The organism is Streptomyces sp. NPDC043996, from assembly GCF_056435225.1.
On record NZ_JBWKEY010000021.1, the window covers coordinates 84,322 to 110,910 of the forward strand.

Below are 26,589 nucleotides of genomic sequence, written 5' to 3' on the forward strand. Positions count from 1 at the left end.
ATCGCCCCATGCGCCGTTCCAAAATCGTCTGCACTCTGGGCCCCGCCGTCGACTCCGAAGACCAGCTCGTCTCGCTGATCGAGGCCGGCATGAACGTGGCCCGCTTCAACTTCAGCCACGGCACGCACGCCGAGCACCAGGGGCGGTACGACCGCGTGCGCGCCGCCGCGGAGCGCACCGGCCGTGCCATCGGCGTCCTCGCCGACCTCCAGGGCCCGAAGATCCGCCTGGAGACCTTCGCCGAGGGCCCGGTCGAGCTGGTGCGCGGTGACGAGTTCACCATCACCGCCGAGGACGTGCCCGGCGACAAGTCGATCTGCGGTACGACGTACAAGGGCCTGCCCGGCGACGTCAACAAGGGCGACCAGATCCTCATCAACGACGGCAACGTCGAGCTGAAGGTCGTCGAGGTCGACGGGCCCCGGGTCAAGACGATCGTCGTCGAGGGCGGCGTCATCTCCGACCACAAGGGCATCAACCTGCCCGGCGCGGCCGTGAACGTGCCCGCCCTGTCCGAGAAGGACATCGAGGACCTGCGCTTCGCCCTGAAGATGGGCTGCGACCTGGTCGCGCTGTCCTTCGTCCGCGACGCGAACGACGTCAAGGACGTCCACCGCGTGATGGACGAGGTGGGCCGCCGCGTCCCCGTCATCGCCAAGGTCGAGAAGCCGCAGGCGGTCGCCAACATGGAGGGCGTCGTCGCCGCGTTCGACGCCGTCATGGTGGCCCGTGGCGACCTCGCCGTCGAGTATCCGCTCGAGAAGGTCCCGATGGTGCAGAAGCGCCTCGTGGAGATGTGCCGCCGCAACGCCAAGCCGGTGATCGTCGCGACCCAGATGATGGAGTCGATGATCACCAACTCCCGCCCCACGCGCGCCGAGGCGTCCGACGTCGCCAACGCGATCCTGGACGGCGCGGACGCGGTGATGCTGTCGGCGGAGTCCAGCGTCGGCGCGTACCCGATCGAGACCGTCAAGACGATGTCGAAGATCGTCACGGCGGCCGAGGAGGAGCTCCTCTCCAAGGGCCTGCAGCCCCTGGTCCCCGGCAAGAAGCCGCGCACGCAGGGCGGTTCGGTGGCCCGCGCCGCCTGCGAGATCGCCGACTTCCTCGGCGGCAAGGCCCTGGTGGCCTTCACCAAGTCCGGTGACACGGCCCGCCGTCTGTCCCGCTACCGCGCGGCGCAGCCGATCCTCGCCTTCACCACCGACCAGGAGACCCGCAACCAGCTCGCCCTGAGCTGGGGCGTGGAGTCCTTCGTCGTCCCGCACGTCGACAACACGGACGCGATGGTCGAGCTCGTCGACGCCGAGCTGCTCAAGCTCAAGCGCTACAACGAGGGCGACACCATGGTCATCACCGCGGGCTCGCCCCCCGGCGTCCCCGGCACCACCAACATGGTCCGGGTCCACCACCTGGGCAACGGCTGCCGCGACTGACGCCGCCGCCGGTACGCGAAAGGAGGGCGCCCCCCGCTGGGGGCGCCCTCCTTTCGCGTCGGGCCCGCGGCGCCTCCGCCTCAGCCTCAGTCCGTGATCGACTGGTGCAGGCCGGGGATGGTGAGGTTGCCGCCGAACTGGCCCGCCTGCTGGACCTTCACATCGGTGAAGTAGATCACCGGGATGTTCAGGGGCGGCGGCGGGTGCTCCGGGTCGAAGGTGACCGGGAACACGCCGAACAGCTTGCCCGAGATGCGCTCCGTGTACATCGTCGTGACGCCGTCGCGGATCGTGGACATGGAGCCCTTGGCGGCCTGGACGTGGTACTTCTTGCCGCCGGGACCCTCGACGATCTGGTGCAGATCACCGATGTCCGTGCCCGACTTGATGACGTACTTCAGGGCTTGCTTCTTGCGCCCGTCGGGCATCGTCAGGTTCACGACGCCCTGGTAGTCGGCGCCCATGAGCAGCAGGGAGCTGGCCTCCAGGTGCCAGGGCTGGTTCGGGATCGGCACGGGCGTCTGCTCGTCGTCGCCCGAGACCTTCTTCTCCACGACGCAGGGGAACGGCTTCTTGCCGTTCGCGTCCGGGGCCATGGGGTCCTCGGACGGCTCTTGGCCGGACGGCTCTTTCTCGGCCTTGTCTTCGGCGTCGTCCTCGACGTCGCCCTTCGGCTCGTCGGTCCCGGCCTTGTCGTCGGGCTTTTCTTCGGGCTTGTCGTCGGGCTTTTCTTCGGGCTTGTCGTCGGGCTTGTCGTCGGGCTTTTCTTCGGGCTTGTCGTCGGGCTTGTCGTCGGGCTTGTCGTCGGCCGGGTCCTTGGCCTTGGCCTCCTTGCCGTCCCTGCTGCCCGTGCCGTCCTTGTCGCCCTCATCGCGCTCATCGCGCTCATCGGCCTCGTCGTTGGACGGCTTCGGGGCCGGGGTCTTCTTGGCCCCGTCGGGCGTGAAGATGTCCTTGAGGGCGTCGCCGAGACCCAGCGGATCCAGCGGGTTCTTGGGCTTGGCGGGCTCCGCCTCGGAGTCGTTGTCGGCGTCGTTGCCGGAGTCGCTGTCGGCGTCCTTGTCCGCGTCGCCGGGCGGCACGGGCTTGGCCTCCGGCACGGACGTGTCGGGCCGGTCGGCGGACGGCGCGGGATTCGGCTTGGAGTCCTCGCCCTTGGAGTCACCGGAACCCTTGTCGCCCTCTGCCCGCTTCTTCCGCTTGGCCTCTTCCCTGGCCTTGTCCGCGGCGTCCTTCTCGGCGGCCTTCTTCTCCGCCGCTTCCTTCTCCGCGTCCTCCGCGTCCTTGCCCTTGTCCTTGTCCTTGGACGGTTCGTCCGGGGCCGTCACGCACGGCCCGTCCTGGAAGGGGTTCTCGGGCACGCCCGGCTTCGCCTGGGCGAGCTGCGGCGTCAGGCCCATGCCCATGAGGACGGCCGTCGGCATCGCCGCGATCGCGATCGCCTTGCCCGCCGGGACCTGGAGGCGGGTGAGGAGCGGCTTCTTGGGGGCCGCGTGCCGCGGCCCCGTTCTCACCCGGGACGTGACCGCGTCGCTCCGGCGGTGCGCCTCGTCAGTCGGCACGGTGCCTCCCGTTCGTCCCGTTGGCCGGGCTCGTTCCTGACAAGTCATCGGTCGTGCCGCCCGCTGGGGGCGCGCCTCTGCCGAGGCCCTTGGCCGCCGGAGACTGCGCGCGTCGCTTCGTACGCTTCTGTGGCTTCTCGTGCACCCAGGAGACGCCGAGCGCGCCGCCGATGAGAGCGAGCAGGAAGCCCATGACGAAGCCGCCGAAGTTGGACACCACCAGGGAGACCAGAGCGAGCAGGATCGCCGCGACGCCCGCGAACACGCGGGACATCGGCTGGAACCACATGGTCAGGCCGAGCACGATCAACAGCACACCGATGATCAGCGATCCGGCCCCGGCGGTGGTCGCCATCCGGATCGTCATCGTGCCGAGCGTGAGGTTCGCATACGGGAAGTACATGATCGGGATGCCGCCGAGCAGGGTCAGCAGGCCACCCCAGAACGGGCGCTGACCGCGCCACCCTCGGAAACCCAGGCGCATTCGACCAAGCTTGCTACCAAGGCCCAGTTGCGCTTCGGCGCTCATGTCGTACAGCTCCTCGGGACTGGCGTGTGGTTCTGTGTGTGCGGATGCGGGCACGGGGACGACTGTGCGAAGACGTACGGAAGTCGTACGAGAGGTACGGCGCCCCCGCGCCCGGCCGTTCAGCGCGACGAGTGCGGCTCAGACAGCACGGGCCTCAGCACGGGCCTCCACCGCGGCTCGACGAGAACGACGCGGTCGGGGCTGGGGAGACTGAGGCGGCGGCTGCCTCAGTAGCACTCGTGCTTGCCCTTCTTGACCGACATCTTCAGGCCGGAGAGCTTGAAGGTGCCGGCGCTGGTCGCCCAAGCGCGCTGCTTGACGTCGGTGAACAGCACCGATTCGGCCTGCTGGGCGAACGAGTCGGGGACGTACTGCTTGCCCGGCTTGTCCTGCGGGTTGACACCCGGACCCTTCGTCGTGCGGTCGACCGAGACACCGATGTCGACGTTGGTGAACGTCGCGTTGGCGCGCAGGTCGTCGGCGTCGATGAAGAGCTTCTTGGCCTCGACGGGCTCGTCACCCCAACCGGCCTTGAGCTTCATCGACACATCGCCGAAGAGCGGCACCGGGATGACCACGGACTGGCACAGGTTGGTGATCTCCGCCGAGTCCAGGCCGACGACGGCGACCGGGTGCTTGCCCGACTTGCCGACGTCCATCGCCCCGTACTGGACGAACCCCGTACCGTCGATCTGCTTGGCCCGCACCTTGAACTGCTGACCGGACACACTGAACGATGCCGCGAGCGCACCCTGCGAGAGGGCCACGCCTATCGCGGCCGTCGCCGCGACGCTCGGCACCATGACCACGGCGAACCGCTTCCATCTGGTTCCGCCACGAGCCACGGACTCCATGACTTTCCTCCTTCTCGGACGTACATCTCCGGCCCGCCGATCCCGAGGGGTCGGCTCAGCGGGGCGGGGATGGGAGAAGTGCTACGTCCTCGGTCAGGAGAGCGCCCATGTCGGCAGGCGCCTCGCGCCTGAGTCATCGGCGATCACCCCCGAGCGACAACCACTGGTCGCGCCTGACTCATCACGCACAACCCGCCGGACAGGCCCTGCCGTTCTCACGGGCAGAGACCCCCCTGTCCCAGACCGGCGACGGCGTCGCCGGCCTACTCGGTGGGGACCCAGAAAACCCGTCTCCCGAATGGCTGTCGGACGGCGGGCGATGGACCGAGCGTGGCCGATCGTGGTGCATTCTCGGCGCCCGCACAAGGGGGTTCGTTACTCACTGGTAACGAACGCATAACCGGACCCCTACCCCCCGGAAACGACCAGCGACGGACGGTGTTGTCAACAGCCGGGCAGGATGGGTCGATTGACGAACAGAATCGGGCAGATCGCCGCCTTGCCCTTACTCCAAGTAACAGTGGCCGCGCTTACCAATATTTGGTAAAGCGCGGCCACTGTGGCACTACCGAGAAAGACTCGTTCACTTGTGCATCAGAATCCCCGGCAACGGATGACCGCTCAGCGGACAGTACGTCGCCCACGCCGGGGCAAATCCGGCGGAACGTAAGGCTCCGGACATCGCATGTCTGGAAGGACGCTCAGAAGAGCACCCGGGCGAGCGCCGTGCGCGCCGCCGTCACCCGCGGGTCGTCCGCGCCGACCACCTCGAAGAGTTCGAGCAGCCGCACCCGGGCCGCGTCCCGGTCCTCGCCCGCCGTGCGCCGCACCGCGTCGACCAGGCGCCCGAAGGCGTCCTCGACGTGCCCGCCGACCAGGTCCAGGTCGGCCGCCGCGATCTGCGCCGCGACGTCGGCCGGATTCCCGGCGGCGTCCTGGCGCACCCGCTGCGGGTCCATGTCCTGGACCCGGGTGAGCAGTTCGGCCTGGGCGAGGCCGAGCTTGGCCTCGGTGTTGGCCGGGTCGTCGGCGAGCACGTTCTTGTACGCCTGGACGGCGCCGCCCAAGTCGCCCGCGTCCAGGGCCTGGACGGCGGCGGCGAGCGCCGCGTCGTGCGGTCCGGCCGGGGCGGCGGCGGGCTGCGGCTCACCCTCCGGGGCGTCCGCGTCGACGGTGAGGCCGGTGAGCCCGAAGCGCTCCTCCGCGACCTGGACCAACTGGTCCAGGGTCTGGCGGATCTGGGCCTCGGGGGCCGCGCCCTGGAAGAGGGGCAGGGCCTGCCCGGCCACCACCGCGAACACCGCCGGGATGCCCTGCACCCCGAACTGCTGCATCAGCATCTGGTTCGCGTCGACATCGATCTTCGCGAGGAGGAAGCGGCCGTTGTATTCCCGCGTCAGCCGCTCCAGGAGGGGGCTGAGCTGCTTGCACGGCTCGCACCACTCGGCCCAGAAGTCGATGACGACGGGCACCTCGGTGGAGCGCTGCAGGACATCCCGCTCGAAGCCCGCCTCGTCGACGTCGATCACGAGACTGGCCGGGGGCACCGCGCCCCCGCCGCCCTGCCTGGCCGCTTCGGCGCGCGCCTGCTCCGCCTTCGCCTTGGCCTCCTGGGCCGCCTTCACCGCGGCGAGGTCGACGACTCCGCTCATGGACATGTTCCGTGGCTGCATGAGTACATCCTCCCCCAAGCCGCGCGCGAACCGCGCCCGTCCGTGGCCTCCCGCCGGATTGCGGGGCCGCCGGACGTCCCGGCTCGATGGTCCCGAGGAGGACCGCTGTGTCCGCGGGGTCCCCACCCCGCGTGGTGGTTGCCGCCTCTGGGGCGGTGGAACGCTTCGTTCGTGCGCGACGCCGTGCCGTCACGGACGGCCGGGCGGCCTTCGAACGCCGCTTTCGCTACGGGTCGTAGCGTAACGGGAGGGGGCCCGGGGCGGCAGCGCGCTCCAGGTGATCTAGCTCACTCGCGCCTGGCCACCGGAGCCGTACCCACCGGTATGGTCGCGGGCATGCAGAGCCGCAGCACACCGCCCGCGCGCGCCGGTGGCCGCCCGCGCAGCGCCGAGGCGGACACCGCCATCCTCGAAGCGACCCGCGCGGCCCTGGTCGACCTCGGCTGGACGAAGCTGACCCTGGGCGACGTGGCGACGCGGGCGGGGGTCGCCAAGACCACGCTCTACCGGCGCTGGCCGGGCAAGAGCGAACTCGTCGTGGACGCCGTGGCCGAGCTCTTCGACGAGCTCGAACTCCCCGACAGCGGCAGCCTCGCCACCGACATCGAAGAGGTGGTCCTGCGGTTCGCGGCGCTCCTCGCGCGGCCCGAGACGAAGACGGCGCTGATGGCCGTGGTGGCCGAGTCGACGACGGACGCCCCGCTGCGGGAACGGGTCCGCGCGTCCATCGTCGACCGGCAGAAGCGGCTCGTCCTGGAGGGCCGCGAGCGCGCGCAGGCACGCGGCGAACTCCCCGTCGAGCCCGACGCCAAGGCCGCCGCCCGCACCGCCGACCTCATCTTCGACGTGATCGCCGGGTCCGTGGTGCACCGGGCGCTCGTCAGCGCCGAGCCCGTGGACGCGGAGTGGGCCCGCCGCTTCACCGCGCTGCTCCTGGGCGGCCTCGCCGCCGTGGGCGAGCGCTGAACGCCCCCGGGGTTCAGACCTGGTAGCGGCCGGGGGCGAAGAGGGCCAGGTTCTCCGCGACCCACGCGGACGTGCGCCGCAGCCCCTCGGCGAGGGAGACCTCCGGCTCCCACCCGGCCCACTCCCGCGCCCGCGCGTTGTCGGAGACGAGCCGCTCCACCTCGCTCCCGGAGGGCCGCAGCCGCGCCGGGTCGACCACGACCTCGGCCTGCCGCCCGCTCGCGGCGATGAGCGCCCGCGCCAGGTCCCCCACGGAGATCTCCCGGCCCACACCGAGGTTCACCACGTGCCCGAGGGTCCGCTCGCTCTCCGCCACGGCGAGGAAGCCGCGCGCGGTGTCGGTGACGTAGGTGAAGTCCCGCGTGGGCGTGAGCGAGCCGAGCTTGATCTCGCGGGAACCCGAGTGGAGCTGGGCGAGGATGGTGGGGATCACGGCGCGGGCGGACTGCCGGGGGCCGTAGGTGTTGAAGGGGCGGACGACGGCGACGGGCAGCTCGAAGGCGTGCCAGTGCGAGAGCACGGTCATATCGGCGCCGATCTTCGACGCGGAGTACGGGGACTGCGGCTGCAGCGGGTGGCTCTCGCTGATGGGAACGGTGCGCGCGGTGCCGTAGACCTCGCTCGTGGAGGTGTGCACGAGCCGCCGCACCGCGTGCCGTCGGCAGGCCTCCGCGATGTTCTCCGTACCGACGACGTTGGTCTGCACGTACGCGCCGGGAGAGTCGTACGAGTACGGGATGCCGATGAGCGCCGCCAGGTGGAAGACGGTGTCGCAGCCGGCGACGGCGTCGCTCACGCGCCCCGGGTCGCGCACGTCACCGGCGACGAACTCCACGCGCGGGTCGCCGAGCAGATGCGCCAGGTTGCCCTTCTCCGCGTACGGCTTGTAGTGGACGAAGGCACGCACGCGCGCGCCGCGTGCCAGGAGCAGGTCGACGAGGGTGGAGCCGATGAAGCCCTCGGCGCCGGTGACGAGGACGGTGCGGTCGTGCCAGTCGAAGGTGGTCATGCGGCGTTCTCCCAGTGGTTGGCGGGGGTGGAGGGGGCCTGGTGGCCCTGGGCGAGGTCGAGGACGCGGGCCGCAAGGAGGTCGGCCGCGTGGGCGTGGGGTCCTGGCTCGGCGGCCGCGCTCATGGCCGCGAGCCGGGCGGGGTCCGCGAGGAGCGGTCCGGCGAGGGCGTCGAGCCGCTCGGCGGTGGTCTCGGCGTCGGGGAGCAGCAGGCCCGCCCCGGCGTCGGACAGGACGCGCGCGTTGTGGGTCTGGTGGTCGCCGGGGGCGTGCGGGTAGGGCACGAGGACGGCGGGCACGCCGGTGGTGGCCAGCTCGGCGACGGTCGCGGAGCCCGCGCGGCACACCACCAGGTCGGCGGCCGCGTACGCGAGGTCCATCCGGTCCAGGTAGGGCACGACGCGGGCGACCGCGTCCCCGCCCTCGTGCGCGAGGCGCGCCCGGGTCTCGTCGAGCGCGGCGGGCCCCGTCTTGATCAGGAGGTGGACGTCACTGCGGTGCCGCCAGCGGGCGGCGAGCCCGAGGGCGGCCTCGGTGAGGCGGGTCGCGCCGAGGCTGCCGCCGTTGAAGAGGAGGAGCCGCGCCCCGTCGGGCACGCCGAGCGCGTGGCGGGCCCGCGTGCGCAGGGCGGTCCGGTCCAGGCGGGCCAGGGCGGCGGCGATGGGCATGCCGGTGGTGTGGGCGCGGTGGCCGCCGGGCAGGTGCGCGCGGCTGCGGTCGAAGGCGACGGCGATATGCGGGGTGAGGCGCGCGGCGAAGCGGTTGGCGCGGCCGGGGACGGCGTTGGACTCGTGGATGAGGCTCGGCAGGCCTGCCATGCGGGCGCCGACGATAGCGGGCGCGCTGGGGTAGCCGCCCATGCCGACGGCGATGTGCGCGCCCTGGTCGCGCAGGATCGCCCGGCACTGGGCGCCAGACTTCAGGAGGGCGGCGGGCAGCAGATAGCGCTTCGCGCCGAGCGCCGGGTCGAAGGGGATCATGTCGACGGTGTGCAGGCGGTACCCGGCCTCGGGGATGAGCCGGGTCTCCAGGCCCCGCTCGGTGCCCACGAAGGAGATCACCGCGTCCGGTACGGCCCGGCGCAGGGCGTCGGCGAGGGCGAGCCCGGGGTAGATGTGGCCGCCGGTGCCGCCCGCGCCGATCACGACGGACAGCGGGCGGCGGGTGGCGCTGGGGGCGGAGGAGAGCGCTGGTGGTTTCATACCGGCTCAGCGTCGGGGCCCGCCCTAAGAGGGTTTTAAGAGCCGCGTTTGGCATTTTGGGTGCATGAGCCTGTGCCTGAGCCCCCAGCGCCCCCTGCGCACCACCCGTACCCGCCCGGTGGCGGCGCCGTGACCCCCGCGCCGCCCCGCTTCCGGGGCCCCGCCCCGAAGGTGCTCGTCGTCGACGACGACCCCGAGGTGCGGGCCGCCGTGGAGGACGCGCTGACGATCGAGGGGTACCGGGTGCGCGGCGCCGGGGACGGGCAGCGGGCGCTGACCGCGGTCGTCCGCTGGGAGCCGGACCTCCTGGTGCTCGACGTGATGATGCCCGTCATGGACGGCCTCGCCGTCTGCCGTCAGCTGCGGGCGGCGGGCGACCGCACCCCCGTGCTCGTCCTGACCGCCCTGGACTCGGTGAGCGACCGCGTCGACGGGCTCGACGCGGGGGCCGACGACTACCTCGTCAAGCCGTTCGCCCTGGACGAGCTCGCCGCCCGCGTCCGCGCGCTGCTGCGCCGCGCCGCCCCGGACCCGGCGGATGCGGGGCCCGACGGGGACGACCTGGCGTACGGCGACCTCCGCTTCGACGCGCGCACCCGCACCGGGGTGCGCGCCGGGCGCCGCATCGAGTTCAGCCGCACCGAGGCCACGCTGCTGGAACTGCTGCTGCGCAACGCGGGCCAGGTGCTTCCGCGCGAGCTGATCCACGAGGCGGTGTGGGGACGCGACTTCGGCCCGGACTCCAACTCGCTCGCGGTGTACGTCGGCTATCTGCGGCGCAAGCTGGAGTCCGGCGGCGAGGCCCGCCTGGTGCACACGGTGCACGGCGTCGGCTACCGGCTCGGTACGCCGTGACCGCCCGCCGCCGTCTCGGCGCCCCCTGGCGGCGCCGCCGCCCGCTGCGCACCCGCCTCGCGGTGGCGGCGTCCGCCGCGGTGGCGCTGGTAGCGATCTGCGTCTGCACGGCATCGTTCTTCGTACTCCGTTACAAGCTCTACCAGCAGCTGGACCAGAACCTCGCCCAGTCCGCGACCCTGGCCGCACAGCAGCACCGCTCCGAGGACCGGGGCTACGGCGTGCTCGCGGGCGAGTGCCGCTTCCTGGGCGCTCCGGCCTGCGCGCAGGTCGTCCCCGCCGCCGCGGCCGAGGACCCGAAGAAGCCGTACCTGCTACCCGTGAACCGCTCCACGCGCCAGGTCGCGGCGGGCGAACTCGCCCCCTACTACTCGAACTTCACCCTCCCCGGCGGCAAGCCTGGGCGCATGTTCACCACCACCTACGGCAAGGGCGCGGCCGTGCAGGTCGCGCTGCGCGCGGACATCGCCGAGCGCGGGGTCCGGCAGACGGCCGCGATCCTGTCGGTGGTGGGCGGCGCGGGCGTGCTCCTGTCGGCGCTCGGCGGCTACTGGGTCTCCCGCACGGGTCTCGCCCCCGTGGCCCGGCTCACCGCGACCGCCGAGCGCATCGCGGCGACCCGCGACGCCCGGCACCGCATCGAGCTGCCGCCCGGCCCGCCCGGCGGACGCAGCGAGGACGAGGTGACGCGGCTCGCCACGGCCTTCAACACCATGCTCGGCGAGCTGGAGGAATCGGTCGCGGCCCGCCGCCGCCTCGTCGCCGACGCCTCGCACGAGCTGCGGACGCCGCTGACGTCGTTGCGTACGAACGCGGAACTCCTCGGCCGCGCCGACCGCTTGACGCCGGAACAGCGGGACCGGGCCTCAGCCGCGCTCGGCCGTCAGCTCCGCGAGGTCACGGGCCTCGTCAACGACCTGATCGAGCTGGCCCGCGACGAGGAGCCGCGGCCGCTCGTCGAGGACGTGGCGCTCGCGCCGCTGGTGGCGCACGTGGTGGAGGCCGCGCGCGGGCACTGGCCGGGGACCGTCTTCACGCTCGCCGTCGCGCCCGACGCCGCCGACGTCACCGTGGCGGGGGTGCCCGCGCGGCTCGCCCGGCTCGTCACCAACCTGCTGGACAACGCGGCGAAGTTCAGCCCGTCGGGGGCTCCCGTGGACGTCTCCCTCTCCCGCCGCGAACTGACGGTACGCGACCACGGGCCCGGCATCGCGGAGGAGGACCTCCCCCACGTCTTCGACCGCTTCTACCGCGCCGAGAAGGCCCGCGCCCTGCCCGGCTCCGGCCTCGGCCTGGCCATGGCCCGCCAGATCGCCCACGCCCACGGCGCGGAACTCCTCGCGGAACGGGCCCCGGGGGGCGGCGCCCGCTTCCGCCTGACGTGGCCGTAGCCCGCGTGGGACGCCCCAGGCCCGCCCCTTCCCGGTGCTCCAGAGTGACACTTCTGGAGTGGTCGGGTCATGGCGGCATCCGCGCAGGTCAGGGACGTACAGCAACCTCCGCTCCTCCCGGGAGGCATGGAGGACTGGAACGGAAGTACAAGGCAGACCAACACTGAGACCCTGCGGGGCGTCCGCTGTATCCGGCTGTCCGTCCGTACGGATGAGACGACGAGCCCGGAGCGGCAGCGCGAGGCAGACGACATTGCGGCGGCGGCCCTCGGTATTGAGTTCGGCGAGGGTGCCGCCCTGCGTGAAGCGGTCGACCTGGACGTGTCCGCGTCCCTGGTCGGCCCCTTCGACCGTCCGCAGCTCGGCGGATGGCTCAAGCGCCCCGAGGACTTTGACGCCCTGGTGTTCTGGCGCTTCGACCGCGCCATCCGGGACATGGACGACATGCACGAGCTTGCCAAGTGGGCCCGCAGCCACCGCAAGATGATCGTCTTTGCCGAGGGCATCGGCGGGGGTCGGCTCGTGTTCGACTTCCGCAACCCCATGGACCCCATGGGGCAGCTCATGATGCCCATGGGGGACCTCGGCGGACCGAGTGCCCACTCTCACGCGTAGCGCTGTTCATGCACCACGCACCCCGCGTTACTCGGGGTGGCCGCGGGGGTCGTGAGGCAGCGTGCGGGGGCCGTACCGCCCATCAGTAACCCACTCGTCCGCGAGTGCGCCGAACGGGGTTGGAAGCCAGTACGGCCCCCACAACGTCCGGACCGGCCCGAGCCGGCGAGGGCGCCCACGCTCGCTGACCCAACGGCATAGGTGCGCGGTACCGGCCCCCTCGGGGAGACCCAGAAGCAGTCCGCAGAGTTCCCCGGTTCGAGTCCGGGGGCGGGCACTCCATGACAACGACGACCAGGCGGTGACCCATGACCCCATGCATTGAGTGCCACGACACAGCAACTCGTCGCGGACGCTGCGACGTTCACGATGCGCAGCACCAGGCGCGTCCCTCGGTGCGTGCCCGACGTGCACGCGGTAGGCGCCGAGCGAGACGCCATGATGCGGCGGCGCGGCTCCGCGTACGGGTACAGGAGCGCGGTCACGCCTGGTGTGACTGGTGCTTGGGCGACTTCCCCGCGGATGCGGTGGACGTGGACCATGGGCGGCCCCTCGCGATGGGCGGGACGGACACGGCGGGCAACGTTCAGGTCCTGTGTCGTGGCTGCCACGGGCTGAAGACGAGTACGGAGTTCAGCCAACTCTGCGGAGCTGTGCCGGGAGAGCGGAAGGGGCGCGGTATGGGTGTGGACGCCGCCCTGGCGGTTCCGGTTCGGTCCCGTTACAGCAAGACCGTTGCTTCCTGAGAAGCAGCGGTTTTGCTGGGCCCGTTCGTACCTCGGGGTGAGAACGGCCCGAGCTGCAATGTTGGTCAGTCTTCGATGACCCCCGTTATCTCGATCTCACGCAGTACCCATTGCGATTCACCGTCCACCTTGATTTCGGTACCACTGCGCTTCTCAAAGATGACCTTGTCGCCTACCTTGACGTCCAGAGCTTGAAGTTCACCAGAGTTCAGAACCTTTCCGGGGCTAACGGCGACGACCTCCCCCAACACATGGGTTTCCCGTGCACCGTAAGGCCACTGGAAGTCTTGCGGCATGTCTTTGTCGGGATCGATGAAGTTGACAAGAATTTGATCGTTCGTGAGTTTGCGTTGCATCTATGCCTCCGGCGCCTGTGTTGAGTTACTGCGTTTTGCAGCACGTGCAGTCTTGAGCATGATCGTTTAGCGGGCAAGGCTGCTATCAGCCATGGGTAGGCTCGATAAGCGCATCGGGGCAACTCAGATGCTCCTTGAGGGCGGGTGCTATGCGCCCCCTGGCTAGTCCCAGGGGCGAAGGCTGCGGTAGAGGCATTTCGGGTCTGCCCATCCCATCGCGCCCATCCCCCGTTTGGAGGTGACCTCCCTTGCCCCGTAAGCCCCGTACCCCCTGCACGATCCCCGGGTGCCCCGAGCTGACGAACGGGGGACGCTGCCCGACGCACGAGCGTGAGGCACAGCAACAGCGCGGCACGACAGCCGAGCGTGGCTATGACACCCGCTGGCAGCGCATCCGGCGCCGCTACTTGTACGCGCATCCGTGGTGCGTGCTGTGCTCGCGCATCGCGACCGTGGCCGACCACTTCCCCGAGTCGGGCCGCTCGCTGGTCGCTCGGGGCGTCGCCGATCCGGACGCGTTCTCTCGTCTGCGTCCGCTGTGCACGTCGTGCCACAACCGTGAGACCGCGAAGCGGCAACCGGGCGGTTGGGCTGCCGAGCGCGTGAAGCCTCGCCGGCTCTGACTCGGCGACCAGGGGGACTCCCTCACCCCGCCGAGATTGATCGGCAGGGAGCCAAAAAACTCGCATGGCTCATTTGAGCGTTCCTGTGAGCTGTGCATGCCGCCCCTTCGGCTGGCGCTCACTTGATGTGCCGAATCTGGCTAACCATTGAGGAGAATTCTCATGACTTTGACCCTGGCTGAGTCCGCGAAGCTCTCGCAGGACGATCTGCGACGCGGAGTGATCGAGACGTTCGTTCAGGAGTCCCCGATCCTGGACCGGCTTCCGCTCATCAACGTGGAAGGAAACGCCTACCGCTACAACGAGGAATCAAAGCTGCCCGGAGTTTCCTTCCGTACAGTGAACGAGACGTACCCGGAGAGCACCGGTGCCGTAAACCAGCGCATCGAGACGCTGGCCATCCTCGGCGGTGACGCGGACGTGGACAAGTTCATCGTGCAGACCCGGGGAAACATCAATGATCAACGAGCAATTCAGGCCACGATGAAGGTCAAGGCCGCTTCCATCCACTTCGCGGACCAGTCCTTCAACGGCGACGCCGAGGTGAACCCCAAGGGGTTCGACGGATTGCGTAAGAGGCTGCTCGGCGCACAGGTGCTGGACGCGAAGGAGCTTGGTCCGGTCGCCAACGGCTAGGATTTCTTTGATGCCCTGGACGCGCTGACCACGCAGGTGCGCGGCATCAACGGCGCCAACGGCGCGCTCTACATGAACCCCGAGATCCGCGCGAAGATCGTGTCCGGGTTCCGTCGGCTTGGCGGCGGGGAACTCCTTCCCACCGAAATCGCAGGGAAGCGTACGGTCGCGTGGAACGGCATCCCGCTCCTGGACGCAGGGCAGAAGCTCGACGGCACTGACGTTCTGCCGCTGGCCACTGGCGCGGGCGGCAAGCAGACCGGCGACATCTACGCCGTGCGCTTCAGGTCCTCCGAAGCCGATGCCGCTGTCGCCGGTCTGACCAACGGCGGCATCCAGGTCGCCGACCTCGGCGAGTCCCACGACAAGCCCGTCTGCCGCACCCGCATCGACTTCTACTGCGGACTCGCCCTGTTCGGCGGCAAGGCAGCCGCGCGGCTGACGGGCGCCCTCAACGGCTAACCCACTCAAATCCCCCGTACTTGTCACCCTTATCAGGGTGGCGAGTACGGGGGATCTTGGCGTGACTTGGAGGCTAACTAGCGTGCCTCTATTGCGGGTTGCCGCATTCCCTCATACGCCTCTCGCAGGTCACTAGCATCCGAAATCTTACGAGACTCAACGGCCTGTACGACTTCCAGGGCACGCCAGCGGTTGGAGGGAACGACTCGCCCCGAGAGAATGGCTCGCTGCGCTGCATCGCAGGCTTCGTCCACTCGATCGGAAACGACGAGCGACAGTGCGAGATCGATGTTCGCCGAGGCTACGCGGCGCGGCCATTTCGAGATGTCATTCGATGGGGCGAGCCGGTTGATCACCTCGCGGGCGTAATCTTCAGCTGCCGGGTCACCTGCCCAAGCCAGAGTGGTCGCGGTGTAGGACACGGACTTGCCGGGGTCGTACTGGTAATGATGTTCAGGGTGATCGGGGAATTGCATGAGGGAGACGAGTGTGTTGACTCGACCTATGGCGCCGTACGTCTCATTGGCTTGTCCGAGCCTGGCGTACGCGCGCCCCTCTTGAGCCGTCGCCTGGATTTCAACGGAACTCCCCTTCGGTGCAAGAGCTTGAGCCGCCTTGCTCAGCTCTACAGCCTTGACATAATCACCGGAAGTAAGAACCCGCCACGCGTCCGTCTCGAAACACCAGGCTTGGATTTCAGCATGCCCGGCGTGCTTGGCCAGCGTCATGGCTGTGTGCAACCGTGCCGTCGCGGCATGCTCCTGGTTCAGGTCGATATGGAGTGTTGCTCCCAACAGTGAGAACCAACCACCGAGGACCAGCAACTGCCGATGCTCGGCCAGGGTCTTCCTCGCGTCCAGCAAGTGACTGACGTACGCCGAATACTTACGCACCCGCGCCAAGAGGTCCTGCGGAGCAGAAGACGGATACAGCCTCGCTAGTTCATCAAAAACCAGCTCAAGGCGTGAGAGTGTTTCACCCCCGACGTCACTGGCTGCCACTCGCCGCACAAGTTCCAGAGCTTCCATTTCGTCATCATGTGCAGGGAGAGGCGACGCCGACTGGGCAGTTGTCGCGGGTGCTGTCTGAGGGACGCCATCTACACAGTGGATCAATGAATCCAGTTGAGATGCGGAGACCTTCAACTCTCGGCAAAGGTCCGGTCGATGGAAGGATTGCGGAGCGGTTTCACCGGTCTCCCAGCGGCTGACGGTTGTTCGCTCCACACCGATGGCTTCAGCTAGCGACTCCTGGCTGAAACCCATCGCCTTGCGGCGCTTCACGAAGTTCTCTCGCCTGGCCATGTCGCCTCCCCGCTCTCCGGCTTGCCGTTGTACCAGGTCAGAGGGTCCGTTGAGTCCAGTATGCGGCAGAGATGCGGCAGAGATGCGGCACTCCCGCGCTGGCACCTCATGATGCCCGGCCCTGTACTGGTGAATCGCCCAAGACGGGGTATCGGCGAAGCGCTCTTTGAAGCCGTCTGGATCTCCCTGGATGGGCAGTCGAACAGCTCTCGCCTGGACCCGAGAGAGAGGCCCCATGGAAGCCACGGACCGTGCGCGACTGGAAAGCTACTTCAGCAGGATCGCTGATGAGTTCACGCCGCCCGAGCGGCCGTCCACACTGCTGATCACACACCTCTTGCCTGAGCGCCCCGCGTTCATCAGGGCGGTCGGTAAGGCGACCAGCCTGCGGGCTGTGCTGCCCAAACCGAAGTCCATCAACGCGGCGGCCCGGCGCGAGGTGGAACAGGCCGTGGCGTGTGACGAACTGACGCGAGAGACGTTCGCCGACCCGGACACCGCCGTGACCTACCTGGAGACGAGGGCGGCCGGGGAACCGGTCGTGCTGCTCGACGTAGGCGGGTACTTCGCACCTTCGCTGGACGCGCTGTGCGCCCGCTTCACCGGACACATCCTCGGCGTGGTCGAGGACACCGAGAACGGCCACAAGCGGTACGCCGACCGGGACAAGCTGCCGTGCCCTGTGGTGTCCGTCGCGCGTTCGCCTCTCAAAGACCCGGAAGACTTCCTGGTAGGGCAGTCGGTCGTCTTCTCCGCCGAAGCCCTCCTCCGAGGGCGTGGCGACATCCTTCACGGACGCCCCGCGCTGGTCCTCGGGTTCGGCAAGCTCGGTTCCAGCATCGCCCGGCTGCTGCACGTCAAGGGTGTGCGGGTCATCGTCTACGACATCAACCCGGTACGGCAGACACAGGCCATGTCACACGGGTTCGAAGTGGCCCGAGACCGTGACCAGGCTCTTGAGACCGCTGGACTGGTGCTGTGCGCCACCGGCGGACTCAGCTTGCGCGGCGAGGACTTCCCCCGCCTGAAGAACGGCGCTTACGTGGCCACTGTGACCAGCTCGGAAGACGAGCTGGAGCTGGACGGCTTGCCTGCGGGCTACGTCAGGGACAGCGCCGGAGAGAACGTGACCCGGTACACCACCACGGGCCACTACTTCTACCTGCTGAACGGCGGCAACGCCGTCAACTTCCTGCACGGCGCGAGCGTTGGACCGTTCATCTTCCTCGTCCAAGCCGAAATCATCGCGGGCGCGGCCATGCTCGCTCGCGGCGGCCTTGACGCCACCCTCCACGAAGTCCCCGCTACCGACCGGGCAGCCATCGCAGCTACCTGGCTCCATTACTACAACAGGTGATCGAATGCCCATCACGACAGGCCACATCCGCACCACCCTCGCCGAGTACGCCGACGCGCATCCGGAAGACAAGCACACGCTCGCGCCCCTGTCGGAGCTGTTGGACCAGGGAGCCGACGTGACCAGCCGGAAGGAGTTCCGGGGCCACGCCACCGCGGGCGCCGTACTCGTCAACGACCAGCGCCAAGCACTGTTCATCCACCACGTCGCCCTGAACAAGTGGCTGACCCCTGGCGGGCACCTAGAGCCCGAGGACACGAACCTGATGCACGCCGCCCTGCGCGAGCTGGTCGAAGAAACCGGGATCACGCTGAGCGTCGCTCCCGTCCAGCCGACCCCGATCCACGTGGACGTCCACCCCATCCCCGCCAACGACAGCAAGGACGAGCCCGCTCACTGGCACGCAGACTTCCGCTACGTCTTCCAGGTGACGGGCGAACACTCCGTAACACTCCAAGAGGAAGAGGTCAGCGGGTACGCATGGCGGGGAATCGACATGATCGCTGACGAGACGCTACGCAGCCGCGTCCTCGCCGCCCTGCGCTGACCTCTCGTCGCCCCGTCCGTCCCGGCAATTCTCCACTGCGGATGGACGGGGCTTCGCCGTCCTGGCGCCCGTCGTGCCCGCCGAGACGGGACCAGGCAGCCAAAGCGCCCCGACAGACCGCGTAGGACCGGTCCACCGGGGCTTGCCGAGACAGCTTCCAAGGAGCTGAAACGACCGTGCGTGATGCTATCGCCAGAGCACTCATCTGGGTGCTCGCCTTGCTGCCCCGCGCCCGCCGCGCCAAGAAGGGACGCCACACCGCCAGATTCCTTGGCGGTCGGCGAGGATCCGAAAGGCAGCCCACCCCGCCGTTGCCGCCGCCTACTGCCCCTCTGCGGCAGCCCGAACCGGAGCTTGGCCCCGTCCCCGCGTGGTTCAAGCCCTGGCGGACGCCGAGCGCCAAGACAGTCCGGGAAATCTTCGAACAGCGCCCCGATCTGCCCTACCTGCAACGCGAACGGTGGCGCGCGGCAGCATTCGCAGAACTCGGATTGGACTACGACCACCCCACCACGAACATCACTCCCGTCCGGCGGGTAACCGCATGACCCCCGACGGAGCCACCAGCAAGCACACACCCCCCACACAGTCCGTGCTCGGCATCTGCGGCCACCAGACGACGGCCCCCGTGCCCGTGGGTGAGGTGCAGCAGCAAAGCGGTGGAGGCTGGTTCACGCACTACGTGTGCCCCGGCTGCATCCACCGCTACAGGCCGCTCGCGCAGTGGGACGAACTGCCCGCACTGCGCTGGACCTCACAGCACTGATCAGCTCACCGAAGACCACGCCCCGCTCGGCCACATCCCGAGCGGGGCTTTTGCACGCTCTGACATGGCACTACCCTCAGAACTCCTACTAACGAGCATCGGGGCTTCCCGAACTGGGGCTCCGCCCCAGACCCCGCTCCTCAAACGCCGGAGGGGCTGAATCTTCGCGGCCCGAGCCGGATGGTTTCAGCCCGTCCGGCGTTTGAGGACGAGGCGCGAAGCGCCAATTGCTGTTGAGCGGGGAGACGGGGGCGGCAGCCCCCGGTTCGGGAAGGGGCGGGCCTGGGGCACTACGCGAGGTCAGAAGCCGGGCGGCTCCGTGTACACGCCCCACTCCTCGCGGAGCGCACCGCAGATCTCCCCCAGCGTCGCCTCGGCCCGCACCGCGTCCAGCATGGGCGCGATCATGTTGGACCCGTCGCGCGCGGCGGCGAGCATCGCGTCGAGGGAGGCCCGCACGCGGGCGTCGTCCCGGCGCCCCTTGCGGTCGGCGAGCACCCGTACCTGCTCGCGCTCGACCTCGTGGCTGACGCGCAGGATCTCCAGGTCTCCGGTGACGGAGCCGTGGGCGACGTTGACGCCGACGACGCGCTTGTCGCCCTTCTCCAGGGACCGCTGGTACTGGAAGGCGGACTCGGCGATCTCGCCGGTGAACCAGCCGTCCTCGATGCCGCGCAGGATGCCGGAGGTGATGGGGCCGATGGGGTGCTGCCCGTCGGGGTGGGCGCGACGGCCCCGCTCCTTGATCTGCTCGAAGATCTTCTCGGCGTCGGCCTCGATGCGGTCGGTGAGCTGCTCCACGTACCAGGAACCGCCGAGGGGGTCGGCGACGTTGGCGACGCCGGTCTCCTCCATGAGGACCTGCTGGGTGCGCAGGGCGATCTCGGCGGCCTGCTCGCTGGGCAGGGCGAGGGTCTCGTCGAGGGCGTTGGTGTGCAGGGAGTTGGTGCCGCCGAGGACGGCGGCGAGGGCCTCCACCGCCGTGCGCACCACGTTGTTGTACGGCTGCTGGGCCGTCAGCGAGACCCCGGCGGTCTGCGTGTGGAAGCGCAGCCACTGGGCCTTGTCGGTCTTGGCGCCGTACACCTCCTTCATCCAGCGGGCCCAGATCCGGCGGGCGGCGCGGAACTTGGCGATCTCCTCGAAGAAGTCGACGTGGGCGTCGAAGAAGAAGGAGAGGCCGGGGGCGAAGACGTCGACGTCGAGGCCCCGGCTGAGGCCGAGCTCCACGTATCCGAAGCCGTCCGCGAGGGTGTACGCCAGCTCCTGCGCGGCCGTCGCCCCGGCCTCGCGGATGTGGTAGCCGGAGACGGACAGCGGCTTGTAGGCGGGGATCTCGCGGGCGCAGTGCTCCATGAGGTCGCCGATGAGGCGCAGGTGGGGCTCGGGTTCGAAGAGCCACTCCTTCTGCGCGATGTACTCCTTGAAGATGTCGGTCTGGAGCGTGCCGTTCAGGACGCCGGGGTCGACGCCCTGCCGCTCGGCGGCGACCAGGTACATGCAGAAGGCCGGGACGGCGGGACCGCTGATCGTCATGGACGTGGTCACGTCGCCGAGGGGGATGTCCTTGAACAGGACCTCCATGTCGGCGGCGGAGTCGATGGCGACACCGCAGTGGCCGACCTCGCCGAGGGCGCGCGGGTCGTCGGAGTCACGGCCCATGAGCGTCGGCATGTCGAAGGCGACGGAGAGGCCGCCGCCACCGGCGGCGAGGATCATCTTGTAGCGCTCGTTGGTCTGCTCGGCGTTGCCGAAGCCAGCGAACTGGCGGATGGTCCACGTACGCCCTCGGTATCCCGTGGGATACAGCCCTCGCGTGAACGGATACTCGCCGGGCCATCCGATGCGCTCGAAGCCCTCGTAGGTGTCCCCGGGCCTGGGCCCGTAGGCAGGCTCGACCGGGTCACCGGAGAGCGTCGTGAAATCGGCGTCGCGCTTCTTGGCGGCGTCGTACCGGGCCTGCCAGCGGCGGCGGCCCTCCTCGATGGCGTCAGCGTCCATGCCACCAATTTACTTGGACGTCCTAGTAAATGTCGATGGCTGACCGCCACGGAACGCTCCGTGGCGGTGCGGCTACGCCTTGGCCAGGTCCGGCGACGCGTCCGTGAGCAGCGGCTCGACCTCGCGGACGACCTTGCGCTCGACGAAGAACGCGGCCGTCGGGATGGTGCCGGACACCAGGACCCAGAGCAGCTTGCCGAACGGCCACTTCGCCTTGGAGCCGAGGTCGAAGGCGAAGACCAGGTAGATGATGAAGAGGACGCCGTGGATCTGCGAGACGGCGAGCGTCAGGCCTTCGGCCTTGTCGAAGCCGTACTTGACCACCATGCAGGCGCACAAGATCAACAACATGACGGCGGTGACGTAGGCCATTACCCGGTACCGGGTCAGCACGCTGCGTTTCATGCCCCCGAGCGTAGCCGCCCCTTTTGCACGATCTTCGACCGCCCCTTCGCCGCCGGATCGCCGGGCAGGCTCTTTCCTCCCGCCCACCCGCCCCTTCATCGCGCTCCGCACTCGTCCTCAAGCGCCGGACGGGCTCCCAAACCCCATCGGCGCTCCGCGCCTCGTCCTCAAACGCCGGACGGGCTGAAATCTCGCCGCAACCGGCAGGTATTCAGCCCGTCCGGCGATTGAGGACAAGCGCGCACGCGCGAGGAAGGGGCGGGTGGGTGGGGAAGAGAGCGCGTCCGGCGATTGAGGACCAGCGTGGCTGCGCGGTCAGGGGCCGGTGGGCTAGTCCGTGAAGTCGCCTGCGGCTACGCGCAGGGGGCGGAGCAGGTCAAAGATGTCCCCGCACCCCTCCGCGTCGTAGACGCCGAGCCCGAAGTCCATCGCCATCAGCTCCCGCGTGGCCTCGTCCACGACCTCGCGCCCCTTCTCCGTGATGGAGGCGAGGGTGCCGCGCCCGTCCCGGGGGTTGGGGCGCTTGTCGACGAGCCCGGAGCGGACGAGCCGGTCCACGGTGTTGGTGACGGACGTGGGGTGCACCATCAGCCGCTCGCCGATCTTGGACATCGGCAGCTCGCCCGCCTTGGAGAAGGAGAGCAGCACCAGCGCCTCGTACCGCGCGAACGTCAGGCCATACGGCTTGACGACCGCGTCGACCTCCGCGAGGAGGATCTGCTGGGCGCGCATGATCGAGGTGATGGCGCCCATGGCGGGCACGGACCCCCAGCGCTGCTTCCAGAGTTCGTCGGCGCGGGCGATGGGATCGAAGGGGAGACTGAGCGGCTTCGGCACAGCGTCGACCTTAGCCGTCGGCCCCATACCGGTCAGCCCCCGTCTCGGATTTCGGCCGCTCGGGGGCCCGGGCGGGGCGCGCACGGCGCGCTGGCCGCCCCGTGGAGCGGACCGGCAGGCACAGCAGCGCGCAGACGACGGCGCCGAGCACCCCGGCCCCGGCGACGACGGTGCTCACGGCGAGGAGCTCCGCCGCGAGGCCCCCGAGCGCCATGCCGACACCCTGGAGGGTCATCAGACCGGCCGTGTGCAGGGTCATGGCCCGGCCGCGCAGCTCCGGGGGCACGGAGTCGACGAACCAGCGGTCGAGTCCGAGGGTGTACGCCGATCCGGCCCCGGCGAGCACCAGCGCGGGCACCGCCCAGGCGAGGCCGGGCGTGAGGGCGTAGGCGGCGAGCGGCAGCAGCGTGGTGGCGGCCAGCGGCAACACGATCCGGGAGCGGGTGGCGGCCGAGAGCGCGGACCCCGCGTACAGCTCACCGGCGATGGTGCCCACCGGCATGGCGCACATGAGGAGCCCCACCCCGGCGGAGCCCGCCCCGATCTGGTCGGCGTAGGGCGCGGCGAGGGCCTCCGGCACGACGGCGAACATGGGCGGCGCCCAGAGCAGCAGGACCAGGGAGCGGACGCGCCGGTCGCCGAGGACCTGGCGGGCTCCGGCGAGGGAGTAGCGCAGGAGGGCGGGGCCCGTGCCGCCGCGTGCGGGCCGCCGCCGGGTGCCGCAGCGCAGCAGCAGCGCCGACGCCGCGAACGTACCGACGGTGATCACGAGCGCCCCGCGCGGCGGGACGAGGGTGAGCAGCACCCCGCCGAGCCCGAAGCCGACGAGCACGGCGCTCTGCGACACCATCCGCAGCAGCGAGCGCCCGAGGACGAACAGGTCGCCGTCGCCGAGGACGTCGGCGAGGGTCGCCATCCGGGTGCCGTTGAAGACGGGCGCGACGGCGGCGATCGCGCAGCGCAGGGCGAGCAGCGCGGCGACCGGTGTCGCGGGCAGCGCCATGAGCACGGCGCAGGCGGCGCACAGCAGGTCGCAGGTGACGAGGACGCGGCGCGGCGGGTAGCGGTCGGCGATCCCGGCGAAGAGCGTGCCGCCGACGAGGTAGGGGAGCATGCCGAGCGCGAAGGCGAGCGCGCTCAGGAACGGCGACCCGGTCAGCTCGTACACGAGGACGGTGAGCGCGATCTCGCTGACGACGACGCCGAGCAGCGACAGGGCGTGGGCGGCGAAGACGGCCCTGAACTCGGGGACGGCGAAGACGTGCCGATAGCCGCCCTGACCGGCGGGCGGTGGTGGTTCTCCAGGCATGCGCCCACCCTGGCGGAGCCGGATCGGGCCTCCTAGAGTTTCGGCTCCAGCCGAATCCACCCGGCCCGCGCCCCGGCCGTCCCGTGAGGTCCGATGCCCTTCCAGCTGTTCTTCGGCGAGGCCGACCTGCTGCGCTGCCGCTTCGCGGTGTCGCCGCTGTGGGAGACGCAGGAGGCGGTCCGCACCCTCAAGCGGCGCGAGCGGCACGGCTACCACCCGCGGTGGCTGCGCGAAACGCGGGCGGCGTGCGCGCGCCTGGACCTGGCGGCGCTCTGGCTGCTCATGCCCGCGCGCGGGCACAGCCCGGACTTCCTGGGGCCGCCGCCGCTGGGCCCGGCGGCGGCGTTCGAGGAGGAGATCGCGGCAGTGCGCGCGGCGGAGCCCACGGCGGCGCGCGCCGACATGGAGCGGGCGCTCGCGGACACGCCGGGTGCCGCCGCGAGCCCCCTGGGCCGTCGGATGCTGGCCGAACCGGCACGCGCGGTGGCGGAGTTGGCGGACGCGCTGGAGGCGGCCTGGCACGCCCTGGTCGAGCCGCACTGGCCCCGCCTCCGGGCGCTCCTGGAGGCCGATGTCACCTATCACTCGCGGCGGCTCGCGGAGGTCGGCCTCGGGGCGCTGCTTCCCGAGCTCGACCGGCGTCTCGCGTGGGAGCCGGGGACGCTGACCGTGCGGTGGCGCGGGCGGCACGCGCGGCGCCTGGAGGGGCGGGGCCTGGTCCTGATGCCGAGCGTGTTCAGCTGGCCGGACGTGGTGAGCGGCTTCGACCCGCCGTGGCAGCCGACGCTGGTGTATCCGGCGCGCGGGATCGGGGGGCTGTGGGCCGGGCCGTCGGCGTCAGCCACGTCCGAGACCCGCGCCCCCGAGTCGCTGGTGCGGCTGCTCGGGCGCAACCGCGCCGCCGTGCTCGCCGCGCTCGCCGAGCCCGCCACGACGTCCGCCCTTGCCGAGCGGCTCGCGCTCGCGCCGTCGTCGGTCTCGGCGCACCTGGGGGCGCTGCGCGCGGCGGGCCTGCTGGTCTCGCGCCGGTACGGGCGCCAGGTCCTGTACGAGCGGACGCCGCTCGGCATCGCGCTTGCGGCGGGCGGCTGACGCCCCGGGCGTCGGCGGTGTCGCACCCATGGGCGATTAGTACCCTATGTCACGATTGCCGGGCACCCACCCGACCGTCACCACCGCCCTAGGGGGCTGGATGCACCGGCTGCTCCGCACGTTCACGGCACTCACGGCCGTCGCGGCCTTCGGGCTCGCGGCGGGGTGCTCCTCCGGACCGGGCTCGGGCGGCTCCGGCGAGAAGGAGAAGAAGGACAAGACGCCCGCCACCGGCGCGAAGGCGCCGCCGCACCCGTTCTGGGTGGACCCGCAGAGCCCCGCCGCCCGGCAGGTGCGCGCCTGGGAGGAACAGGGCCGCACCCAGGACGCCGAGGCCCTCAAGCGGATCTCCGAGCAGCCGATGGCGGTCTGGCCCGCGGGCGACGACCCGGCCCCGGACATCCGCGAGGCCACCGCGGGCGCCGCCGCCGAGGGCCGCACGGCGGTGCTCGTGGCGTACAACATCCCGCACCGCGACTGCGGGCAGCACTCGGCGGGCGGCGCCCACGACGCGGCGTACTACCGGCAGTGGCTCGGCTCCTTCGCCGACGCCATCGGTGAAAGACCGGCCCTGGTGATCCTGGAGCCGGACGCGGTCGCGCACATCGTGGACGGCTGCACGCCCGCCGAGTACCACGAGGAGCGCTACCAGCTGCTCTCGGAGGCGATCCAGCGCCTCAAGCGGCAGCCGCGCGTCAAGGTCTACCTGGACGCGGGCAACCCCGGCTGGATCGCCGACGCCCGCAAGCTCGCGCGGCCGCTGCGGCGGGCGAGCGTGGACGCCGCCGACGGCTTCTCGCTCAACGTCTCCAACTTCCAGAGCGACGAGACCACCACGGCGTACGGCCGTTCGCTGTCCGCCGCCGTCGGCGGCAAGCACTTCGTCATGGACAGCAGCCGCAACGGCCGCGGCCCGCTCGCCGGCGACCGCCAGGACGCCTGGTGCAACCCGCCGGGCCGCGGGCTCGGCACCCGGCCCACGGACCGCACGGGCGATCCGCTGCTCGACGCCTACCTGTGGATCAAGCGGCCGGGAGACTCGGACGGCCCGTGCCGGGGCGGCCCCGCGGCGGGACAGTGGTGGCCGGACTACGCGCTCGGCCTGGCGCGCAACGCGAAGGCGTAGCCGCGCTGTTGGCCAGGTGGACGAAGTGTGGAGGTCACTCCCGGGACGCGTGAGGCGCGCTGTCCGCGCTGGCCAAGCGGGGCGGCGGGTGGCAGCCTCGTGGCCCATGCGGGAAGACTTGTCGCAAGCGGGCTACGGCATACGGTTCGAGTGGGGTCCTGCCGGGGCGAAACAGCTCGCCCCCCAGGTGTCCTGCCTGGTCATCGTGGACGTCCTGTCGTTCTCCACCTCGGTGTCGGTCGCCGTGGAGTCCGGGGCGAGAGTCTTCCCCTACCCGTGGCGGGACGAGACCGCGACGGCCTTCGCCCGCCAGATGGACGCCCATCTGGCCGTGGGGCGCCGCGCCGTCACCGAGGCCTCGCCGTGGTCGCTGTCCCCGGCCGCGCTGCGCCGCGCGCCGTTCGCGGCCCGTCTGGTGCTTCCCTCGCCCAACGGCTCGGCCATCGCGGCGGCCGCGGCGGGCGGGGCGGCCGTCGCCGCGGGGTCGCTGCGCAACGGCTCCGCCGTCGGGCGGTGGCTCGCCGCGCAGGGGCACGGCACCGCGGCACGCCCCGTCGGAGTGATCGCCGCGGGCGAGCGCTGGCCGGACGGCAGCCTGCGGCCCGCCGTGGAGGACCTGCTCGGGGCGGGCGCGGTGATCGCCGCGCTGCGCGGGCACGACCGGGGGCCGCTGTCGCCGGAGGCGGCCGCCGCCGCGGCGGCGTTCGCGGCGGCCGGGGACGAGAGGGCCGTCGGGGCCGCCGTCGCGGCCAGCGCCTCCGGCAGGGAGCTCACCGAGGACGGCTTCGCGGAGGACGTCGCGGTCGCCACGGAGCTGGACGCGTGCGAGCAGGTGCCGGTGCTTCGGCACGGGGCGTTCGTCCCGGCCTGAGCGCTCCCGGCCGCGGCGCGGCTCCGGCTCGGGCCGCGCGCCCGAACGCGCCCCGC

General features: G+C 70.6%; 25 protein-coding genes and 1 pseudogene. 14 read left to right on the forward strand and 12 right to left on the reverse strand.

Annotated elements, in window-relative coordinates; translation table 11 throughout:
- Positions 1-8 precede the first annotated feature (8 nt).
- Positions 9-1,439 (forward strand): pyruvate kinase, encoded by a 1,431-nt coding sequence (gene pyk, locus AC07A4_RS38895; protein ID WP_478608624.1) that lies wholly within the window; start codon positions 9-11, stop codon positions 1,437-1,439.
- A gap of 86 nt (positions 1,440-1,525) precedes the next feature.
- Here pyk and AC07A4_RS38900 read toward each other — a convergent pair whose 3' ends face one another.
- The 4 genes from AC07A4_RS38900 to AC07A4_RS38915 form a co-directional block, all read right to left on the reverse strand.
- Complete coding sequence (locus tag AC07A4_RS38900) at positions 1,526-3,001, reverse strand: hypothetical protein (RefSeq protein ID WP_478608626.1); 1,476 nt, start codon at positions 2,999-3,001, stop codon at positions 1,526-1,528.
- Positions 2,991-3,530: a DUF6114 domain-containing protein gene (locus AC07A4_RS38905; RefSeq protein ID WP_478608628.1), complete on the reverse strand. Its 540-nt coding sequence runs from the start codon at positions 3,528-3,530 to the stop codon at positions 2,991-2,993. The genes AC07A4_RS38900 and AC07A4_RS38905 overlap by 11 nt, the downstream gene beginning before the upstream one ends.
- 227 nt (positions 3,531-3,757) lie before the next feature.
- Entirely contained in the window at positions 3,758-4,384 is a 627-nt protein-coding gene (locus AC07A4_RS38910; RefSeq protein WP_478608630.1) for a DUF6230 family protein, read from the reverse strand.
- A gap of 701 nt (positions 4,385-5,085) precedes the next feature.
- A complete protein-coding gene (locus AC07A4_RS38915; protein ID WP_478608632.1) occupies positions 5,086-6,057 on the reverse strand; it encodes a tetratricopeptide repeat protein in 972 nt (323 codons plus the stop codon).
- 336 nt (positions 6,058-6,393) lie between these two features.
- Between AC07A4_RS38915 and AC07A4_RS38920 the strand changes: the two genes are divergently transcribed.
- Positions 6,394-7,023 (forward strand): TetR/AcrR family transcriptional regulator, encoded by a 630-nt coding sequence (locus AC07A4_RS38920; protein WP_478608635.1) that lies wholly within the window; start codon positions 6,394-6,396, stop codon positions 7,021-7,023.
- A gap of 13 nt (positions 7,024-7,036) precedes the next feature.
- On the opposite strand, the gene AC07A4_RS38925 is transcribed toward AC07A4_RS38920, so the two are convergent.
- Both AC07A4_RS38925 and AC07A4_RS38930 read right to left on the reverse strand, forming a co-directional pair.
- Positions 7,037-8,032: a GDP-mannose 4,6-dehydratase gene (locus AC07A4_RS38925; protein WP_478608637.1), complete on the reverse strand. Its 996-nt coding sequence runs from the start codon at positions 8,030-8,032 to the stop codon at positions 7,037-7,039.
- Complete coding sequence (locus AC07A4_RS38930) at positions 8,029-9,234, reverse strand: UDP-N-acetylglucosamine--N-acetylmuramyl-(pentapeptide) pyrophosphoryl-undecaprenol N-acetylglucosamine transferase (protein ID WP_478608639.1); 1,206 nt, start codon at positions 9,232-9,234, stop codon at positions 8,029-8,031. Before AC07A4_RS38930 ends, AC07A4_RS38925 begins: the two co-directional genes overlap by 4 nt.
- 129 nt (positions 9,235-9,363) lie before the next feature.
- Here AC07A4_RS38930 and AC07A4_RS38935 point away from each other — a divergent pair, with 129 nt between their 5' ends.
- From AC07A4_RS38935 to AC07A4_RS38950, 4 genes and pseudogenes are all read left to right on the forward strand, one after another.
- Positions 9,364-10,089, forward strand: a complete 726-nt coding sequence (locus tag AC07A4_RS38935; protein WP_478608642.1) for a response regulator transcription factor — start codon at positions 9,364-9,366, stop codon at positions 10,087-10,089.
- A complete protein-coding gene (locus tag AC07A4_RS38940; RefSeq protein ID WP_478608645.1) occupies positions 10,086-11,480 on the forward strand; it encodes a sensor histidine kinase in 1,395 nt (464 codons plus the stop codon). The genes AC07A4_RS38935 and AC07A4_RS38940 overlap by 4 nt, the downstream gene beginning before the upstream one ends.
- Positions 11,481-11,606: 126 nt before the next feature.
- Positions 11,607-12,050 (forward strand): annotated as a pseudogene (locus AC07A4_RS38945) (recombinase family protein); the annotation flags it as partial.
- 353 nt (positions 12,051-12,403) lie between these two features.
- The gene (locus tag AC07A4_RS38950) at positions 12,404-12,841 is read left to right on the forward strand and encodes an HNH endonuclease (RefSeq protein ID WP_478608648.1); all 438 of its coding nucleotides are present in this window, start codon (positions 12,404-12,406) and stop codon (positions 12,839-12,841) included.
- A 65-nt stretch (positions 12,842-12,906) separates the two neighbouring features.
- Here the strand turns inward: AC07A4_RS38950 and AC07A4_RS38955 are convergent, their stop codons facing one another.
- The gene (locus AC07A4_RS38955) at positions 12,907-13,197 is read right to left on the reverse strand and encodes a co-chaperone GroES (RefSeq protein WP_478608651.1); all 291 of its coding nucleotides are present in this window, start codon (positions 13,195-13,197) and stop codon (positions 12,907-12,909) included.
- 785 nt (positions 13,198-13,982) lie between these two features.
- On the opposite strand from AC07A4_RS38955, the gene AC07A4_RS38960 reads away from it, so the two are divergent.
- Together AC07A4_RS38960 and AC07A4_RS38965 are read left to right on the forward strand one after the other, a co-directional pair.
- The gene (locus AC07A4_RS38960) at positions 13,983-14,456 is read left to right on the forward strand and encodes a major capsid protein (RefSeq protein ID WP_478608653.1); all 474 of its coding nucleotides are present in this window, start codon (positions 13,983-13,985) and stop codon (positions 14,454-14,456) included.
- Positions 14,457-14,492: 36 nt separating this feature from the next.
- Positions 14,493-14,918 (forward strand): hypothetical protein, encoded by a 426-nt coding sequence (locus AC07A4_RS38965; protein ID WP_478608656.1) that lies wholly within the window; start codon positions 14,493-14,495, stop codon positions 14,916-14,918.
- Positions 14,919-14,995: 77 nt separating this feature from the next.
- On the opposite strand, the gene AC07A4_RS38970 is transcribed toward AC07A4_RS38965, so the two are convergent.
- Entirely contained in the window at positions 14,996-16,222 is a 1,227-nt protein-coding gene (locus AC07A4_RS38970; RefSeq protein WP_478608658.1) for a helix-turn-helix domain-containing protein, read from the reverse strand.
- A gap of 235 nt (positions 16,223-16,457) precedes the next feature.
- Here AC07A4_RS38970 and AC07A4_RS38975 point away from each other — a divergent pair, with 235 nt between their 5' ends.
- The 3 genes from AC07A4_RS38975 to AC07A4_RS38985 all read left to right on the forward strand — a co-directional run bounded on the left by AC07A4_RS38975 (position 16,458) and on the right by AC07A4_RS38985 (position 18,892).
- Positions 16,458-17,579 (forward strand): adenosylhomocysteinase, encoded by a 1,122-nt coding sequence (locus AC07A4_RS38975; RefSeq protein WP_478608661.1) that lies wholly within the window; start codon positions 16,458-16,460, stop codon positions 17,577-17,579.
- 4 nt (positions 17,580-17,583) lie between these two features.
- Positions 17,584-18,126 (forward strand): NUDIX hydrolase, encoded by a 543-nt coding sequence (locus AC07A4_RS38980; protein ID WP_478608663.1) that lies wholly within the window; start codon positions 17,584-17,586, stop codon positions 18,124-18,126.
- A gap of 544 nt (positions 18,127-18,670) precedes the next feature.
- A complete protein-coding gene (locus AC07A4_RS38985) occupies positions 18,671-18,892 on the forward strand; it encodes a hypothetical protein (RefSeq protein WP_478608666.1) in 222 nt (73 codons plus the stop codon).
- Positions 18,893-19,192: 300 nt separating this feature from the next.
- On the opposite strand, the gene AC07A4_RS38990 is transcribed toward AC07A4_RS38985, so the two are convergent.
- From AC07A4_RS38990 to AC07A4_RS39005, 4 genes are all read right to left on the reverse strand, one after another.
- On the reverse strand, positions 19,193-20,893 hold the full coding sequence (locus AC07A4_RS38990; RefSeq protein ID WP_478608668.1) for an acyl-CoA mutase large subunit family protein: 1,701 nt from the start codon (positions 20,891-20,893) through the stop codon (positions 19,193-19,195).
- Between the two features lie 72 nt (positions 20,894-20,965).
- Positions 20,966-21,298, reverse strand: a complete 333-nt coding sequence (locus AC07A4_RS38995) for a DUF3817 domain-containing protein (RefSeq protein ID WP_478608670.1) — start codon at positions 21,296-21,298, stop codon at positions 20,966-20,968.
- Positions 21,299-21,628: 330 nt separating this feature from the next.
- Positions 21,629-22,135, reverse strand: coding sequence for a MarR family winged helix-turn-helix transcriptional regulator (locus AC07A4_RS39000; protein ID WP_478608672.1), 507 nt, complete (start codon positions 22,133-22,135; stop codon positions 21,629-21,631).
- Between the two features lie 10 nt (positions 22,136-22,145).
- Positions 22,146-23,444, reverse strand: coding sequence for an MFS transporter (locus AC07A4_RS39005; protein WP_478608674.1), 1,299 nt, complete (start codon positions 23,442-23,444; stop codon positions 22,146-22,148).
- Positions 23,445-23,537: 93 nt separating this feature from the next.
- On the opposite strand from AC07A4_RS39005, the gene AC07A4_RS39010 reads away from it, so the two are divergent.
- The 3 genes from AC07A4_RS39010 (at position 23,538) to AC07A4_RS39020 (ending at position 26,533) form a co-directional block, all read left to right on the forward strand.
- Complete coding sequence (locus tag AC07A4_RS39010) at positions 23,538-24,536, forward strand: ArsR/SmtB family transcription factor (protein WP_478608677.1); 999 nt, start codon at positions 23,538-23,540, stop codon at positions 24,534-24,536.
- A 100-nt stretch (positions 24,537-24,636) separates the two neighbouring features.
- A complete protein-coding gene (locus AC07A4_RS39015; protein ID WP_478608749.1) occupies positions 24,637-25,662 on the forward strand; it encodes a glycoside hydrolase family 6 protein in 1,026 nt (341 codons plus the stop codon).
- Positions 25,663-25,768: 106 nt separating this feature from the next.
- A complete protein-coding gene (locus tag AC07A4_RS39020; protein WP_478608680.1) occupies positions 25,769-26,533 on the forward strand; it encodes a 2-phosphosulfolactate phosphatase in 765 nt (254 codons plus the stop codon).
- The last annotated feature ends 56 nt before the right edge of the window (positions 26,534-26,589 follow it).

What these genes read in the sequence shown, in the direction of transcription:
- pyk (WP_478608624.1), top strand. Translation starts at nt 9, where the DNA reads ATGCGCCGTTCCAAAATCGTCTGCACTCTGGGCCCCGCCGTCGACTCC.
- AC07A4_RS38905 (WP_478608628.1), bottom strand. Translation starts at nt 3,530, where the DNA reads ATGAGCGCCGAAGCGCAACTGGGCCTTGGTAGCAAGCTTGGTCGAATG.
- AC07A4_RS38910 (WP_478608630.1), bottom strand. Translation starts at nt 4,384, where the DNA reads ATGGAGTCCGTGGCTCGTGGCGGAACCAGATGGAAGCGGTTCGCCGTG.
- AC07A4_RS38915 (WP_478608632.1), bottom strand. Translation starts at nt 6,057, where the DNA reads ATGCAGCCACGGAACATGTCCATGAGCGGAGTCGTCGACCTCGCCGCG.
- AC07A4_RS38920 (WP_478608635.1), top strand. Translation starts at nt 6,394, where the DNA reads ATGCAGAGCCGCAGCACACCGCCCGCGCGCGCCGGTGGCCGCCCGCGC.
- AC07A4_RS38925 (WP_478608637.1), bottom strand. Translation starts at nt 8,032, where the DNA reads ATGACCACCTTCGACTGGCACGACCGCACCGTCCTCGTCACCGGCGCC.
- AC07A4_RS38930 (WP_478608639.1), bottom strand. Translation starts at nt 9,234, where the DNA reads ATGAAACCACCAGCGCTCTCCTCCGCCCCCAGCGCCACCCGCCGCCCG.
- AC07A4_RS38950 (WP_478608648.1), top strand. Translation starts at nt 12,404, where the DNA reads ATGACCCCATGCATTGAGTGCCACGACACAGCAACTCGTCGCGGACGC.
- AC07A4_RS38955 (WP_478608651.1), bottom strand. Translation starts at nt 13,197, where the DNA reads ATGCAACGCAAACTCACGAACGATCAAATTCTTGTCAACTTCATCGAT.
- AC07A4_RS38960 (WP_478608653.1), top strand. Translation starts at nt 13,983, where the DNA reads ATGACTTTGACCCTGGCTGAGTCCGCGAAGCTCTCGCAGGACGATCTG.
- AC07A4_RS38970 (WP_478608658.1), bottom strand. Translation starts at nt 16,222, where the DNA reads ATGGCCAGGCGAGAGAACTTCGTGAAGCGCCGCAAGGCGATGGGTTTC.
- AC07A4_RS38975 (WP_478608661.1), top strand. Translation starts at nt 16,458, where the DNA reads ATGGAAGCCACGGACCGTGCGCGACTGGAAAGCTACTTCAGCAGGATC.
- AC07A4_RS38980 (WP_478608663.1), top strand. Translation starts at nt 17,584, where the DNA reads ATGCCCATCACGACAGGCCACATCCGCACCACCCTCGCCGAGTACGCC.
- AC07A4_RS38985 (WP_478608666.1), top strand. Translation starts at nt 18,671, where the DNA reads ATGACCCCCGACGGAGCCACCAGCAAGCACACACCCCCCACACAGTCC.
- AC07A4_RS38990 (WP_478608668.1), bottom strand. Translation starts at nt 20,893, where the DNA reads ATGGACGCTGACGCCATCGAGGAGGGCCGCCGCCGCTGGCAGGCCCGG.
- AC07A4_RS38995 (WP_478608670.1), bottom strand. Translation starts at nt 21,298, where the DNA reads ATGAAACGCAGCGTGCTGACCCGGTACCGGGTAATGGCCTACGTCACC.
- AC07A4_RS39005 (WP_478608674.1), bottom strand. Translation starts at nt 23,444, where the DNA reads ATGCCTGGAGAACCACCACCGCCCGCCGGTCAGGGCGGCTATCGGCAC.
- AC07A4_RS39010 (WP_478608677.1), top strand. Translation starts at nt 23,538, where the DNA reads ATGCCCTTCCAGCTGTTCTTCGGCGAGGCCGACCTGCTGCGCTGCCGC.
- AC07A4_RS39015 (WP_478608749.1), top strand. Translation starts at nt 24,637, where the DNA reads ATGCACCGGCTGCTCCGCACGTTCACGGCACTCACGGCCGTCGCGGCC.
- AC07A4_RS39020 (WP_478608680.1), top strand. Translation starts at nt 25,769, where the DNA reads ATGCGGGAAGACTTGTCGCAAGCGGGCTACGGCATACGGTTCGAGTGG.